Origin of the sequence: Bradyrhizobium sp. U87765 SZCCT0048 (assembly GCF_018131225.1) — a bacterium.
GTDB lineage: Bacteria > Pseudomonadota > Alphaproteobacteria > Rhizobiales > Xanthobacteraceae > Bradyrhizobium_A.
The window spans coordinates 142,385-156,560 of record NZ_JAFCMM010000006.1; the positions used below are offsets into that span (position 1 = coordinate 142,385).

The following is a 14,176-nucleotide window of genomic DNA, read 5'->3' on the forward strand; positions in this document are numbered from 1 at the left end:
GAGCATGTCATGTCCATGACGTCGCGCGGCCGTCCGCGTCACCTCGGTGGTTGTGTGTGACGCCCTGTGTCCGCCCATGATGTTGTGCGTCGGCGTGCCGGCCCTGCGCATCGCCATGCGCAAATGTCGCGTCCGAAAGCCGCCGTCCTGTCCGGCAAATGCCACAATCGCCCCGGATGCTCCAACATGATGATTTGCGGGGCCGGCACCAAAGCCGGCGACGCGGGTTGTCATGGGAGTTACGCTTTCGAATTGGGCTTTGGGGACTTGGTTCCGGCGCCGGTCGTTCGACCGGATCCGGTGAGATCGGGGGATCCATGCCGTATGACGGCGCGTTGCCGGCACGGAAGATTCTGTGCGTATTTCCACGTTACACCGCCTCGTTCGGCACGTTCGAATATTCGTATGCCCTGACCGACGGCGTCCGGGCGTTTATGCCGCCGCAGGGACTGCTGGTGATCGCCGCCGTGCTGCCGCCGTCTTGGCCCGTGCGCTTCATCGACGAGAACATCGATCCGGCGACGCCTGAGGATTTCGCCTGGGCGGATGTGGTGCTGGTCAGCGGCATGCATATCCAGCGCCGCCAGATCAACGATATCTGTGCTCGCGCTCATGCCGCCGGCAAGGTGACCGCGCTCGGCGGCCCATCGGTCAGCGCGTGTCCCGAGTACTATCCTGATTTCGACTATCTCCATATCGGCGAACTCGGCGACGCCACCGATACATTGATCGAACGGCTGGGCCGCGATCCGTCGCGTCCGGCCCACCAGGTGCGCCTCACCACGGCGGTGCGGCGCGACATGACCGAGTTTCCGCAGCCGGCCTACGAACTGCTGCCGCTCCAGCGCTACTTCATCGGCAGCATTCAGTTCTCCAGCGGCTGTCCCTATCAATGCGAGTTCTGCGACATTCCCGGCCTCTACGGCCGTAACCCGCGCCTGAAGACGCCGCAGCAGATCACCGCCGAACTCGACAAGCTGCTCGCCTGCGGCCTGCTCGGCGCGGTGTATTTCGTCGACGACAACTTCATCGGCAATCGCCGCGCGGTGCAGGAGCTGCTGCCGCATCTCATCGCATGGCAGAAGCGCAACGGCTTCGCCCTGCAATTCGCCTGCGAGGCGACGCTCAACATCGCCAAGCGACCCGAAATTCTCAGCCAGATGCGCGACGCCTACTTCACCACGGTGTTCTGCGGCATCGAGACGCCGGACCGCGATGCCCTCAAGGCGATGGCCAAGTCCCACAACATGATGGTGCCGATCATCGAGGGCGTGGAGACGATCAACCGTTACGGCATGGAGGTGGTATCCGGCATCATCCTCGGCCTCGACACCGATCGTCCGGACACCGGGGAGAGCATCCTCGACTTCATCGAGCAGTCGCACATCCCGATGCTGACCATCAATCTGCTGCAGGCGCTGCCGCAGACGCCGCTGTGGGACCGCCTGGCGCGGGAGAACCGCCTCGTCGACGACGACGGCCGCGATTCCAATGTCGACTTCCGCCTGCCGTACGACACGGTGGTCGGGATGTGGCGCGACACCATGGCGCGCGCCTATACCCCGGACAAGCTGTTCGCCCGGTTCGAGCACCAGGACATCGTGACCTATCCCAACCGCCTGCAACCGCCGAACTCGCCGCAGCGGGTGTCGTGGCCCAACATCAGGCGCGGGCTCACCATGCTCGCCAAGATCCTGTGGAAGGTCGGCGTGTTCAGCGACTACCGCCGCGCATTCTGGCGTTTCGCGTGGCCACGGCTGAAAAAGGGCGACATCGAGCGCATCATCAGCGTCGGTCTCGTCGCCCACCACCTCATCCTGTTCGCGCGCGGCGCCGCCAGCGGCCGGCAGAACGCGTCGTATTATTCGACGCGGCTGCGCGAGGCCTCGGTGCCGGCGGAGTAGCTGCTTCTCAGGCGGCCGCCATCACCAGCGAACGATGTGCGGCGACGCCGGCCATGGCGCCGTCGGCGACCGCGAGCGACACCGACGTCATCGCCAGCGCCGCGTCGCCGCAGGCGAACACGCCGGGCACGCTGGTTGCCTTGAAGTCGTCGGTGGTGACGTACGGGCCGAGCATGCCTTCGGTGAAGGCGCAGCCGAGTTGGGCCGCCAGCGGGCTCGCCGGCTCGGTCCGCGGCGCCGCGAACAGCCCGGCGAGAGGGAAGGTGCGGCCGTCGGCAAGCTCCACGGTGACGTCGTCATTGCCGGTGACGGCCGCAACTGCGCCGGCCACGATGGTGACGTTGCGCCGCCGGAGCATCGCCTGCTGCTCGTCGTCGGGTGTGAAGCTGTCGTTGAGGAACAGCGTGGTCGGGCCCCAGTCCGGTACCAACTGCGCGTGATGGAACGCGAGAGGTCCCGACGCCAGCACGCCGAGGGGCCCCTGCGCGAACTCATAGCCGTGGCAGTAGGGGCAGTGGACCACTGTTCGGCCCCAGCGCTGGCGCAGGCCCGGGATCTCCGGCAGGTGATCGACGATGCCGGTGGCAAGCACCAGCCGCCGCGCGTCGTGGCGCTCGCCGTTCGCCGTCGACACCGCGAAGGCGTCGATCGATCCTGCCGCCTCGGATGCGCGGCCCTCGCGCCAAGTGACGGTGGGGTAGGCGAGCAACTGTGCTCGCGCATCCGCGGTGATCGCCGCCGGCGAGCGGCCGTCCTGGCCGAGAAAGCCATGGGAGGCATGGGCGAAGCGGTTGCGCGGCTCGCCGGCGTCGATCACCAGCACGTCGCGGCGGGCCCGCGCGGCCTGCAGGCCGGCGGCGATGCCGGCGTAGCTGCCGCCGACAATGATGACATCATACGGCACGGGGTTTCTTTCTCGATTGACTGCGGTGGGCGGCGAACCGCCGGTTGAAATCGTCCGACAGGTCCGCCAGCGAAATGGTTCCGAGACGCGCCAGCAGCAGCGCCTCGGCATCATGGAACGCGCTGTCGAGCGCGCTGTTGAGCGCCTGCTCGACAAGGCAGCCGGGCGCCTCGGTGCGATTGCCGAGCGCGAACACCGTTGGCGCGCCCAGCGCGTCGTAGATGTCCTTGATGCTGACGGCCTTGAGGTCGCAGGCGATGGTCCAGCCGCCGCCATGGCCCTTTTCAGATTGCACGAAGCCCGCTTCGCGCAGCCCCGCCATCATGCGCCGCACCACCACGGGGTTGGTGCTCATGCACAGAGCAAGTTCGTCCGATGTCATCGGCTGGCCGCGCTCGGCCATGTGCAGCAGCACATGCAGGGCGCCGGAAAGTCTGCTGTCGCGTCTCATGTAACTTCGTATGCTACATGAAGCCGGCGACGTCAAGCGCGCCATGGGGTCCGTCGGGATCGGTCAGCGAGACTGACCGTGACGCACCAGCGATCGTGATCGGCGCTGCCTTGCGGTCGCCCCGATGCGGGACGACATTCGAGGGCAGGGGCGCATTCGGCGTTGTCGTTGCGATCAGTTGCGATCACCGGCGTGGTCGGAGCGGCACAGAGGAGTGACACCATGCGCGAGATGGAAATCCACGACATCGCCCGTCAGATGCTCGAGCGCCACGGCCAGCAGGCCATCGCCACCGCTGCGCAAAAGGCGCAGGCATACGAGAAGGATGGCGACAACGTCGAGGCGCGGAACTGGCGTCACATCGAGGACGCCATGAAGATGATGCGCGGCCCGCATCAGAGCTGACGATCGGAGCTTCCACATTCCCGCGTCATCACCGGGCCGGCGCGCCAGCGCCGTGACCCGGTGATCCAGCTTGAAAGTTCGGGGAAGGCGGCGAATGAAGCTGGATGCGCGGGTCGAGCCCGCGCATGACGCCGAGGACGCGGCTCGCGTGCACGGCCAACCGGATAGCCACCGGCCTGTGCGTGCATCTACGGCTCGCATGTCAGAAGCGAGACGTGTTTGGCGGGGGCGAGCCCGGCCTTGACGAACTCATCGACCCGCCAATGGCTTGGTGTCTTGCCGAGGATCGGCGTCACACCGACCGCGTGATGCCGCCGTCGACACGGATGTTCTGGCCGGTGATGTAGCCGCCGCCGGGCGAGGCGAGGAAGGCGATGGTCGCGGCGATCTCCTCGCTCTTGCCATAGCGGCCCATCGGAATGCGCTGGCGGCGGTCTTCCGTCTCCGGCAGGCTGTCGATGAAGCCGGGCAGCACGTTGTTCATGCGCACATTGTCGGGCGCGTACTTGTCGGAGAACAGCTTGGTGTAGGCCGCGAGGCCGGCGCGGAACACGCCCGAGGTCGGGAACAGCGGATCGGGCTCGAACGCGGCGTAGGTCGAGATGTTGATGATCGCGCCGCCACGCTGCGCCACCATGATCGGCGCGACCAGGCGCGTCGGGCGGATCACGTTCATCAGGTAGACGTCGAGGCCGGTGTGCCAGTCGTCATCCGTCAAATCGAGGATCGGTGCGCGCGGGCCGTGACCGGCGCTGTTGACGAGCACGTCGACCCGGCCCCACGCGGCCATCGCGGCCTCGACCAGCCGGCGCAGGTCGTCGTTGGAGCGGTTGGAGCCGGTGATGCCGAGACCGCCGAGCGACGCTGCGAGCGCTTCGCCCTTGCCCGACGACGACAGGATCGCGACCTTGAAGCCATCGGTGGCGAGGCGCTGCGCGGCCGCCGCCCCCATGCCGCTGCCGCCCGCGGTGACGATGGCGACCTTTTGCTGAGACATGACGATCCTTTCGATGTTCGTGCTCTTTGCGAGATGGGCGCCTTGATAGCATCGGTCGCCGCGATGTTCGATCGGGTTTTTCGTCACGCAGAAATTCGCGTGGCGCATGCGACGGCGGAGGGCCTATCCTTCCCGCCTGTTTGTCGTCATGATCCCTGCCGCAATGATGGCGCGGCGCGGCAGGGATCGATGACCGATGTGACCACGGCGGACGAATTCTCCACGGCGCTGACACACCTCGTCCCGCGGCTGTTGGGTGCCGACTGGCGGCTCTCCGCGTTCCACCGGCTGTCCGGCGGCGCCAGCAAGGAAACCTGGGCGTTCGATGCGACCGACGGCGGCGCGCGGCGCCGGCTGATTCTGCGCCGCGCGCCGCCGCATGCCAATGCGCGCATGGGCGGGGCGGAGCTGGAAACCGAAGCGGCCCTGATGCGCCTTGCCGGTGCCGCCGGCGTGCCGTCACCGCATGTGTTGCATGTGCTGTCGGAAGCGGACGATCTCGGCCAGGGCTTTGTCATGGCGCATGTTGCGGGCGAGACCATCGCACGCAAGATCCTGCGGGACGACGCGTTCGCGCGCCTGCGGCCGCGCCTCGCGCGCGAACTCGGCGGCATCCTGGCGCGGCTGCATGCCATCGCCGTCGACAGCCTGCCGCCGCTCGGCACCGTCACTGCGGCGGAAGAATTGGCGCACATGCGCGAGACCTATCGTGCCGACGGCCAGCCGCGGCCGGTGTTCGAATACGCCTTTCGCTGGCTCGCCGACCATGCGCCGGCCGAGCCGCCGCCGTCGCTGGTCCATGGCGATTTCCGTCTCGGCAACTTCATCGTCGACGGGCAGGGCGTGCGCGCGATCCTCGACTGGGAGCTTGCCCATCTCGGCGATCCCCTGCGCGACATCGGCTGGATCTGCACCGGCTCCTGGCGTTTCGGCGGCATCGACAAGCCGATCGGCGGCTTCGGCGAGCTCGCCGACCTCGTGGCCGGCTATGAAGAGGCCGGCGGCGCGCGCGTCGACCTCGCGCGGGTGAAGTTCTGGGAGACGTTCGGCTCGCTGCGCTGGGGCGTAATGTGCCTGTCCATGCTGGCGCGGTTCGAGCGCGGCGGCGACCGCACCATCGAGCGCGCCATGATCGGCCGCCGCGCCTCCGAAACCGAAATCGACCTGTTGCGGCTGCTGGCGCCGCGGAGCTGACACGATGCAGGACCGTCCCGACGTCATTGAGCTGATCCGCACCGTCGCCGACACGTTGAGGGAGAGGCTGATGCCGCAGCTCGCCGGCAGCGCCGCCTTCGAGGCGCGCGTCGCCGCCAATGCGCTCGATCTCGTGGTGCGTCAGCTCACGCTGGCGGGCCCCGGCGAAACCGCCGAGCTGGCACGGCTTCAGGCGCTGCTCGGGGTGGAAGGCACGCTTCCCGACCTCAACCGCCTGCTGTGCGACCGTATCGCCGCCGGCGCCATCGCCGCGGATGACGCCGCGGTGCTTGATCATTTGTGGGCGACGACGCTCGACAAGCTCGCGGTCGACCAGCCAACCTACGCCGCCTACCGCGCGGAGGCCGCCAAGACCTGACTTCTGCGCTACTGAGCATAACAACTGAAAAAATAGGGGAACGCCATGGACTTCTCGCTGCCGCCGGAGCTGACCGCCTATCTCGCCGAGCTCGATGCCTTCATCGCCAGCGACATCAGGCCGCTGCAGCAGCAGGACGACAATGGCCGCTTCTTCGACCATCGCCGCGAGTGGGCGCGCACCGATTTCGACAATGACGGCCTGCCGCGCCATGAATGGGAGGTGCTGCTCCGCGAGGCCAAGAACCGTGCCGACCGCGCCGGCCACCTGCGCTTCGCGCTGCCGAAACGCTATGGCGGCCGCGACGGCAGCAACCTGTGGATGGCAGTGATCCGCGAGCACTTCGCCAGCCAGGGCCTCGGCCTGCACAACGACCTGCAGAACGAGCATTCGATCGTCGGCAACTTTCCGCTGGTCACCATGCTGGATACCTATGGCACCGAGGCACAGAAGCAGCGCTACATCGAGGCCAGCATCCGCGGCGAGGTGCGCATCGCCTTCGGCCTGACCGAGCCCGATCACGGCTCGGACGCCACCCACATGGAGACCCGCGCGGTGCGCGAGACGCGCAATGGCGTCGACGGCTGGCGCATCGACGGCGAGAAGATGTGGACCACGGGCATGCATGTGGCGACCCATTGCGCCACTTTCGCCCGCACCTCCGGCAAGGACGGTGATGCCTCCGGCATCACCTGCTTCCTGGTGCCGACCGACACGCCGGGGGTGAAGGTCGAGGAGTATCTGTGGACCTTCAACATGCCGACCGATCATCCGCGGGTGTCGTTCACCAATGTGTTCGTGCCCGATGAGGCGCTGTTCGGGCCGGTCGAGCGCGGGCTGTCGCTGGCGCAGTGCTTCGTGCACGAGAACCGCATCCGCCAGGCGGCGAGTTCGCTCGGCGCGGCGGTGTACTGCATCGAGGAGAGCATAGCCTACGCGCGCGAGCGCAAGCCGTTCGGCAAGCCGCTCGCCGACAATCAGGCGATCCAGTGGCCTCTGGTCGAACTGGCGACGCAGGCGGAAATGCTGCGGCTTCTGATCCGCAAGACCGCCCACGAAATGGATAGCCTCAGCCGCGATGGCATCGAGAAGACGCTGTCCGACAAGGTGTCGATGTGCAATTACTGGGCGAACCGGCTGTGCTGCGAGGCCGCCGACCGCGCCATGCAGGTGCACGGCGGCATGGGATATTCGCGCCACAAGGCGTTCGAGCACATCTACCGTCATCACCGCCGCTACCGCATCACCGAGGGCAGCGAGGAAATCCAGATGCGCAAGATCGCGGCGTTCCTGTTCGGCTTCATCGGGCCGCGCAGGGTGAAGCCGGCCTGATGCGAACGCCGGATGCGTGAGGCCAGCGGGATCCTAGCGCGGCGCGGCGGCGCCGTGCGGTTTGGTCCGCCGGACCGCCAGCCAGTTCTCGAACCGCTGCACCACGACGAAGAATGACGGCACGAACAGCACCGCGAGGCAGGTGGATGCGATCATGCCGCTGAACACGGTGATGCCGATCGACTTGCGGGCGCTGGCGCCTGCGCCGGTCGCGAGCACCAGCGGCGCGACGCCGAGAATGAACGCGAATGACGTCATCACGATCGGGCGAAAACGGGCGCGCGCGGCTTCGATCGCCGCGGTGAGCAGCGGCTTGCCGTCGCGGACGTAAAGCTCGCGCGCGACCTCGACGATCAGGATGGCGTTCTTGGCCGACAGTGCGATCAGCAGGATCAGGCCGATCTGGACGTAGAGATTGTTTTCGATCCGCAGTCCCGTCAGCACCGACATCGGCCCCAGCAGCGACAGCGGCACGGCGAGGATGACCGCGATCGGCGCGTACCAGCTCTCGTACTGGCCCGCCAGCACGAGATAGACCAGCAGCATCGCGAGCCCGAACACATAGTAGATCTGCCGGCCGACCGCCTTCTCCTGGAACGACATCGCCGTCCATTCGTAGGCCATGCCGCGCGGCAGGGTTTTGGCTGCGATCTCCTCCATCAGCGCCATCGCCTGGCCGGAGCTGAAGCCCGGTGCCGGCAGGCCGACGACCGTCGCGGCAGGATAGAGATTGTAGAGGCTGACCAGCGACGAGCCGACCGTCGGCGTCACCCTGGCCACAGTCCCCAGCGGAATCATGCTGCCATCCTGGTTGCGCACCATCAGGCTCTCCATGTCCTGCGGACGCAGGCGGAACGGGGCATCCGCCTGGGCGTAGATCTGGAAGGTGCGGCCGAACCGGTTGAACTGGCTGACATAGGTCGACCCGAGATAGCCGGCGAGGGTGGAGAACACCTGGTCGGTCGAGACGTGGAGCGTCTGGATCTTGACCCGGTCGACCTCGACGTTGAATTGCGGCACCGCCGAGCGGAACGGCGAACTGACCCGCTGCAGCGCGCTCTGGGTGGCGGCGTTGGCGACGACGGCATTGGTCACAGCCTGCAGCTTGCCATAGTCGGAGCTGCCGTCGCGCAGTTCAACCTGCATGGCAAAGCCCGCGGCATTGCCGATGCCCTGGATCGGCGGCGGCGGCAGCACGATGATGCGCGCCTCGTCGATCGCGGCGAGCGACTGGTTGAGGCCGACGACCAGCGAGCGCAGGTCCTCGCCGGCGCCGCGCGCGCTCCAGTCCTTGAGCACGATGTAGGCGACGCCGGCATTGGCGAGGCTGGCGCTGTTGTCGAGGGCGGAAATGCCGGAAATGCCGATGGCGTGGGCGACGCCCGGCGTCTTGCCGGCGATCTCGCTGACCCGGTCGAGCACGCGCCGGGTGCGGTCTAGCGCGGCGCCGTCCGGCAGCTGGACGGCCGCCAGCAGGTAGCCCTGGTCCTCGATCGGCAGGAAGCCTGTCGGCACGCGCGCGAGGCCATAGCCGCCGATGCCGATCAGGGCCAGCGCCACCAGCACCGCGGCGCCGCTGTGCCCCACCAGCCAGCCGATCAGGCCGGCATAGCCGCGTTCGATGCGGGCATAGACGGCATTGAAGCCGCGGTAGAAGCGGTTGCGATGGTCCGCCGGCACCGGCGGCCGCAGCCACAGCGCGCATTGGGTCGGCTTGAGTGTCGCGGCATTGACGGCGCTGATCAGCGCGGTCGCGGCAATGACCAGGGCGAACTGGGCATAGATCCGCCCGGTGAGGCCGGGCAGGAACGCGGCCGGCAGGAACACCGAGACCAGCACCAGCGTGATGCCGATGATCGGGCCGAACAGCTGATCCATGGCGCTGATCGCCGCCTGCGGTCCGGACATGCCGCGCTCGATGTTGTGGGCCGCACCCTCGACCACGACGATGGCGTCGTCGACCACGATGCCAATGGCGAGCACGATGGCAAACAGCGTCGACAGATTGACGGTGAAGCCGAGCGCGGCCATGGCGGCGAACGCGCCGATGATGGTGACCGGGACGGTCGTTGCCGGCACGAGCATCGCCCGCCAGTCCTGCAGGAACACCAGGATCACCACGAGAACGAGAATGGCAGCCTCGACCAGCGTCTTGTAGACCTCGTCGATCGAGGCGGTGACGAACTTCGTGGTGTCGAAGGGGATGTCGAAGGTCAGCCCGGACGGGAAGCCGCCGGACAGCTCGGCCATCCGGGCGCGAACCGCGTTGGCGACATCGAGCGCGTTGGCGCCCGGCGACTGGAACACACCGATGCCCGCGGCCGGACGCCGGTCGAGCGAGAACACCTGGCTGTAGGTCTGGGCGCCGAGCTCGACGCGGCCGACGTCGCGCAGCCGCGTCACGTCACCGTTGTCGCCGGTCTTGACGATCACGTTCCCGAACTGGGCGGCATCGTCGAAGCGGCCGTTGACATTGAGCGTGTACTGGAACGCCTGTCCAGCCGGCGTCGGCGGCATGCCGACCTGTCCGGCGGTGACCTGCTGGCTCTGCTGCTGCACCGCCTGCACGACGTCCTGGGGCATCAGGCCGCGCGACTGCAGCCGCGTCGGGTCGAGCCACAGCCGCATCGAGTACTGGCCGGCGCCGAACACCGTGACGTTGCCGACGCCGGGAATGCGTGCGAGCTCGTCCTTGATGTTGATGGTGGCGTAGTTGCTGAGATAGAGGCTGTCGTAGCGTGCCTCCGGCGAGGTCAGCGTCACGAACATCAGGATCGCCGTCGAGCGCTTCTGGACGTTGACGCCTTGCGTCTGCACCGCCTGCGGCAGCGATGACAGCGCACTCGACACGCGGTTCTGCACCAGCACCTGCGCGAAGTTGAGATCGGTGCCGATGCTGAACGTCACGGTCAGGGTGTAGGTGCCGTCGGCGCCGCTGTAGGACTGCATGTACAGCATGCTCTCGACGCCGTTGACCTGCTGCTCGATCGGCAGCGCCACGGTGTCGACGACGGTCTGCGCGCTGGCGCCGGGATAGCGCGTCGTCACCTGCACGGTCGGCGGCACGACGTCCGGATACTGCGCGACCGGAAGGCCGAGCAGCGCCACCGCGCCGATCAGCACCATCAGCACGGCGATGACGTTGGCGAGCACAGGCCGTTCGATGAAGAATTTCGAGATCATGCGCGATCCCTATCTGTCCGCAGCGCGGCTCTGTCCGGCGACCCGCTGCACCGGGTCGACCTTCTGGCCGGGGATGGCGCGCAGCAGGCCGGACACCACGATGAGGTCGTCGGCGGCGATGCCTTTCTCGATCACCCGCAGTTCGCCCAGCACCGGTCCGGTCTCGACCTTGCGCTGCTCGACGACATTGTCCTTGTTGACCACCAGCACATAGCGACCGCCCTGGTCGCTGCCGAGCGCGACATCCGGTACCAGCAAGCTGTCCGGCGTTTCGCTGAGCGGTACCCGGACGCGGACGAAATAGCCCGGCAGCAGCGCGCGATCGGCGTTGGGCAGGATGCCGCGCACGGTGAGTGTGCCGGTCGACTGATTGACGGTCGGCGCGGCATAGTCGAGCTTGCCGACGTGGGGATAGCCGGTGTCGGTCTGCAGGCCGACCTCGACGCGGATCTTCTGCAGGTCGTCCGACGTCAGGCCCTGGCGCATCGCGCCGGCATGGATGCGGATGACGTCCTGCTCGCTGACCGTGAAGTTGACGTAGATCGGATCGAGCTGGACGATGGTCGCAAGCTGCGTCGGCGAGGCAGCGCCGACCAGTTCGCCGATCGAGACGAGATGCGCGCTGACGATGCCGTCGAACGGCGCCTTGACGCTGGTGTAGCCGTAATTGACATCGGCGATGCGGGTGTTGACCTGCGCCTGCTGCAGGTTGGCGCGGGCATTGTCGCGGGTGGCGGCGGATTGCTCGAAGGTCGCCTGCGATGCGAATTGCTTGGCGGCGAGATCCGACTGGCGCTTGTAGTCGGCCTCGGACTGGGTGAGAGAAGCCTGGGCGCCGGCTTCCGCCGCCTGCGCCTGCTCGAGCTTGAGTTTGTAGGTCTGCGGCTCGATCGTGAACAGCGTTGTGCCTTGCTTGACGAAGGCGCCATCCCTGTAGTCGATGGCCTCGAGCACGCCCTGCACGCGCGCGACGAGGTCGACGATCTTCACCGGCGCGGTGTTGCCGGTGGCTTCGAGATAACGCGTCACCGATTGGCGCTGCGGCGGTGCGACCTCGACCTTCGGCGCGGGTGGCGGAACGAAGTTGTTGTCGTCGCATCCGCAGAGGATGGCGAGGCATCCGGTCGCGGCGATCAGCGCGGTCGGTGTGCGCGAACGCCGCGCGGCGATTCCGGCGTTGCTGCGGCGCATCTTCCCCATCGAAGGTGCAGTGGACGTCATGGCCGTCCTCCCTGTCGATCGCGTTCGGCGGTGCCGCGCGGCATCATCGGGACATTAGCGCTTGATGAAGAATTCAAAAACAGGCAGTCTGGTCGGGATTGAGGTCTCTCTGCTGATCAGTTGTCTGATCTGACGTGATCGAAGCCGCCTTCATTGAAGGCAAAGTGCTGGAGATCCGAAATGCCTCTCTCAAGTGAAATGCCACTTTCAAGTGAGATGCCACTTTCAAGTGAGATGTCCTTTGCAAGTGAGATATCTCTTGCAGGCGAAACGTGTCTTTCAGATGTGGCTCATCATGTTGAGCGTCGTGCCGCGACGCAAGTCATTTCAGCCGCAGCGGCAAACCTGGTTCTGACAAGCCTGGTTCTGACAGGGCTTGTTTTCACTGGTCCGGTTGCGGCGCAGCAACCGACCCAGGCGCAACGCGATGCGGTTCGCGCCGCATGCCGGTCGGACTATGAAGCGCACTGCGCAAGCGTGCCGCCGGGCGGCAAGCCGGCGTTGATGTGTCTGCAGAAAAATCTGGCCAGCCTGTCGGAGCCTTGCCAGCGCGCAGTCAACGCGATCGTGGGCTCGGCTGCGCCGACGCCAGCGCCCGCTCCTGCCGCTGCGCCTCCCGCGCCAGCAGCTGCCGCGCCGACGCCTGCGGCTGCTGCAACGCCCGCTGCGGCCCCCGCGGCGTCAGCCCCCGCTGCGTCGATGGCCGCGCCTGCCACTCCATCCGCCGCAGCGCCCGCGGCGCCGGCAGCAGTGCCCAAGGCTGCGATGGCAACTGGCGCGAAACGTCCGACTCAAGCTCAGGTTGCGGCGATCCGGAGCGCCTGCCGGGCTGATTATCAGGCGGCGTGCGCCGGGGTGCCCACGGGTGGCGCTGCGGCGTTGAGCTGCCTGCAGAAGAATGTCGCGGCGCTGTCGGCTCCCTGTCAGCAGGCGGTCAATGCGGCGGGTGGGTCGCCGGACGTTGCCGCCCCGGCGGCATCCGGCGGCGCGCCGGCGATGGCTGCGCCCGCCGCGATGCCGCGCGCGATGTCGCCGCGCCAGGAGATTGCGATGGTCAGATCGTCGTGCGGGCGTGATCTCCGCATGCTGTGCGGCGATGTCCCCTTGGGCGGCGGACGTGTGATTGAATGCCTGCGCGCCAACGAGGCGTCGCTGTCGCCTCGCTGCCAGAGCGTGATGGTGGGAATGCGCCGGTAGTATCGGATTGTGTCGCGGAGGTTTTGCAAGCTCGTCGTTCGTATCCAGGTGCAGCGTAGGGAGAGTCTGATGAAGCGCGTCATCTTCGGACTGCTGGTCGTGGTCGGGATCACGGCATTCGGAGCGGGTGGTGCAACCGCAGCTCCGGCGCCGGACACGCCGCTGGCCCGTGCCGGGTCATCGGTCAGCCAGCCGTTCACGCCGGCCTATTATGTCGTTCGCCGTGGCTATTATGGCCCACGGGGCGGCTGCAGGCGTGTGCGCGTCTGCGGCCCTTACGGCTGTGTCTGGCGACGGCGCTGCTGGTAAGCTCTCTCGCGCGCAAACCGGCGGCCAGGGCGAGCCTGCGATCAGGCTCGCTGGCGCGGCTCCGCAAGGAAGCCGCGCGATCACTCGCCGCGAAACGCGAGAATGAGCTGAATCAACCGGACGGACAGTACGAAATAGGACGCCGCCAGAATGATCTGGAGGGTGAGGTGCCATGGCCGTCTCGACAGCTTGAACAGCCCGTCGACGAAATTCATGATCAGCAGCGCGATGCCAAAGAGCTCGACGCCGAGGCCGACGTAGTTGTGGCGCAGATAGCCGAACAGCTGGATCGCCGGCTCGGTACTCGAGACGTGGGCGCCGGCAGAAATGATCAGCGTGCCGACAATGATCTTCTCGACATGCTCGAAGACGGACTTGATGCCGTGTTCGACGTGCCTGGCGTAGAATGCGTGCCAGCCTCTTTCGTTCGCCTGCATTCAGACCTCCTTGCGCGGTGAGGCGCGCGAGCTGCATGAACAGTTACGGTCGGTCCATGAACATTGCGGATGGAGCGGCACTATAGTGGAAGCGGGCGCCGGCCGGGAGCCGGCATGGATGCGCGGTGCGATGAGCCGGTGCGGCTGGCTGCTATTTTTCACAGGCTGATCTTTGCCGGGCCCTGGTGTAGAGTGCCGCGCTCCGTGCCTTTCGGCCGGAGACGGAAAGGGGTGCGTGACACGAAGCCGACAAGGCTCGCGCG

General features: G+C 66.9%; 14 protein-coding genes. 6 read left to right on the forward strand and 8 right to left on the reverse strand.

Annotated features, from left to right (window positions below; genetic code table 11):
- The first annotated feature begins 317 nt into the window (after window positions 1–317).
- Window positions 318–1,904, forward strand: a complete 1,587-nt coding sequence (locus JQ639_RS30805) for a B12-binding domain-containing radical SAM protein (protein ID WP_249122863.1) — start codon at window positions 318–320, stop codon at window positions 1,902–1,904.
- A gap of 7 nt (window positions 1,905–1,911) precedes the next feature.
- On the opposite strand, the gene JQ639_RS30810 is transcribed toward JQ639_RS30805, so the two are convergent.
- The gene (locus JQ639_RS30810; RefSeq protein WP_211963548.1) at window positions 1,912–2,808 is read right to left on the reverse strand and encodes an NAD(P)/FAD-dependent oxidoreductase; all 897 of its coding nucleotides are present in this window, start codon (window positions 2,806–2,808) and stop codon (window positions 1,912–1,914) included.
- Window positions 2,798–3,259: an Rrf2 family transcriptional regulator gene (locus JQ639_RS30815; RefSeq protein WP_211963552.1), complete on the reverse strand. Its 462-nt coding sequence runs from the start codon at window positions 3,257–3,259 to the stop codon at window positions 2,798–2,800. The genes JQ639_RS30810 and JQ639_RS30815 overlap by 11 nt, the downstream gene beginning before the upstream one ends.
- Before the next feature lie 222 nt (window positions 3,260–3,481).
- Between JQ639_RS30815 and JQ639_RS30820 the strand changes: the two genes are divergently transcribed.
- Complete coding sequence (locus JQ639_RS30820; protein WP_211963553.1) at window positions 3,482–3,664, forward strand: hypothetical protein; 183 nt, start codon at window positions 3,482–3,484, stop codon at window positions 3,662–3,664.
- 292 nt (window positions 3,665–3,956) lie between these two features.
- On the opposite strand, the gene JQ639_RS30825 is transcribed toward JQ639_RS30820, so the two are convergent.
- On the reverse strand, window positions 3,957–4,661 hold the full coding sequence (locus JQ639_RS30825; protein ID WP_211963554.1) for an SDR family oxidoreductase: 705 nt from the start codon (window positions 4,659–4,661) through the stop codon (window positions 3,957–3,959).
- A gap of 189 nt (window positions 4,662–4,850) precedes the next feature.
- On the opposite strand from JQ639_RS30825, the gene JQ639_RS30830 reads away from it, so the two are divergent.
- The 3 genes from JQ639_RS30830 to JQ639_RS30840 are packed head-to-tail and all read left to right on the forward strand — an operon-like array spanning window position 4,851 to window position 7,566.
- Complete coding sequence (locus tag JQ639_RS30830) at window positions 4,851–5,855, forward strand: phosphotransferase family protein (RefSeq protein ID WP_211963556.1); 1,005 nt, start codon at window positions 4,851–4,853, stop codon at window positions 5,853–5,855.
- 4 nt (window positions 5,856–5,859) lie between these two features.
- The gene (locus JQ639_RS30835; RefSeq protein WP_211963558.1) at window positions 5,860–6,234 is read left to right on the forward strand and encodes a DUF6285 domain-containing protein; all 375 of its coding nucleotides are present in this window, start codon (window positions 5,860–5,862) and stop codon (window positions 6,232–6,234) included.
- A gap of 45 nt (window positions 6,235–6,279) precedes the next feature.
- Window positions 6,280–7,566 carry an acyl-CoA dehydrogenase family protein gene (locus JQ639_RS30840; protein WP_211963560.1) on the forward strand — a complete coding sequence of 429 codons (1,287 nt, stop codon included), beginning with the start codon at window positions 6,280–6,282 and terminating at the stop codon, window positions 7,564–7,566.
- A 33-nt stretch (window positions 7,567–7,599) separates the two neighbouring features.
- Here JQ639_RS30840 and JQ639_RS30845 read toward each other — a convergent pair whose 3' ends face one another.
- The 4 genes from JQ639_RS30845 to JQ639_RS30860 form a co-directional block, all read right to left on the reverse strand.
- Entirely contained in the window at window positions 7,600–10,749 is a 3,150-nt protein-coding gene (locus JQ639_RS30845; RefSeq protein ID WP_211963562.1) for an efflux RND transporter permease subunit, read from the reverse strand.
- A gap of 9 nt (window positions 10,750–10,758) precedes the next feature.
- A complete protein-coding gene (locus JQ639_RS30850; RefSeq protein WP_211963564.1) occupies window positions 10,759–11,970 on the reverse strand; it encodes an efflux RND transporter periplasmic adaptor subunit in 1,212 nt (403 codons plus the stop codon).
- Between the two features lie 556 nt (window positions 11,971–12,526).
- Window positions 12,527–12,742, reverse strand: coding sequence for a hypothetical protein (locus JQ639_RS30855; RefSeq protein WP_211963566.1), 216 nt, complete (start codon window positions 12,740–12,742; stop codon window positions 12,527–12,529).
- Between the two features lie 151 nt (window positions 12,743–12,893).
- Window positions 12,894–13,250 carry a hypothetical protein gene (locus tag JQ639_RS30860; protein ID WP_211963568.1) on the reverse strand — a complete coding sequence of 119 codons (357 nt, stop codon included), beginning with the start codon at window positions 13,248–13,250 and terminating at the stop codon, window positions 12,894–12,896.
- Here JQ639_RS30860 and JQ639_RS30865 point away from each other — a divergent pair.
- Window positions 13,237–13,476: a hypothetical protein gene (locus JQ639_RS30865; protein WP_211963570.1), complete on the forward strand. Its 240-nt coding sequence runs from the start codon at window positions 13,237–13,239 to the stop codon at window positions 13,474–13,476. The genes JQ639_RS30860 and JQ639_RS30865 overlap by 14 nt on opposite strands.
- Window positions 13,477–13,556: 80 nt before the next feature.
- Here the strand turns inward: JQ639_RS30865 and JQ639_RS30870 are convergent, their stop codons facing one another.
- Window positions 13,557–13,913, reverse strand: a complete 357-nt coding sequence (locus JQ639_RS30870; protein ID WP_211963572.1) for a hypothetical protein — start codon at window positions 13,911–13,913, stop codon at window positions 13,557–13,559.
- Window positions 13,914–14,176: the final 263 nt, after the last annotated feature.

Coding starts and splice junctions, on each gene's coding strand:
- JQ639_RS30845 (WP_211963562.1), bottom strand. CDS start 10,749: ATGATCTCGAAATTCTTCATCGAACGGCCTGTGCTCGCCAACGTCATC.
- JQ639_RS30850 (WP_211963564.1), bottom strand. CDS start 11,970: ATGACGTCCACTGCACCTTCGATGGGGAAGATGCGCCGCAGCAACGCC.
- JQ639_RS30815 (WP_211963552.1), bottom strand. CDS start 3,259: ATGAGACGCGACAGCAGACTTTCCGGCGCCCTGCATGTGCTGCTGCAC.
- JQ639_RS30840 (WP_211963560.1), top strand. CDS start 6,280: ATGGACTTCTCGCTGCCGCCGGAGCTGACCGCCTATCTCGCCGAGCTC.
- JQ639_RS30830 (WP_211963556.1), top strand. CDS start 4,851: ATGACCGATGTGACCACGGCGGACGAATTCTCCACGGCGCTGACACAC.
- JQ639_RS30835 (WP_211963558.1), top strand. CDS start 5,860: ATGCAGGACCGTCCCGACGTCATTGAGCTGATCCGCACCGTCGCCGAC.
- JQ639_RS30805 (WP_249122863.1), top strand. CDS start 318: ATGCCGTATGACGGCGCGTTGCCGGCACGGAAGATTCTGTGCGTATTT.
- JQ639_RS30825 (WP_211963554.1), bottom strand. CDS start 4,661: ATGTCTCAGCAAAAGGTCGCCATCGTCACCGCGGGCGGCAGCGGCATG.
- JQ639_RS30860 (WP_211963568.1), bottom strand. CDS start 13,250: ATGACGCGCTTCATCAGACTCTCCCTACGCTGCACCTGGATACGAACG.
- JQ639_RS30870 (WP_211963572.1), bottom strand. CDS start 13,913: ATGCAGGCGAACGAAAGAGGCTGGCACGCATTCTACGCCAGGCACGTC.
- JQ639_RS30820 (WP_211963553.1), top strand. CDS start 3,482: ATGCGCGAGATGGAAATCCACGACATCGCCCGTCAGATGCTCGAGCGC.
- JQ639_RS30865 (WP_211963570.1), top strand. CDS start 13,237: ATGAAGCGCGTCATCTTCGGACTGCTGGTCGTGGTCGGGATCACGGCA.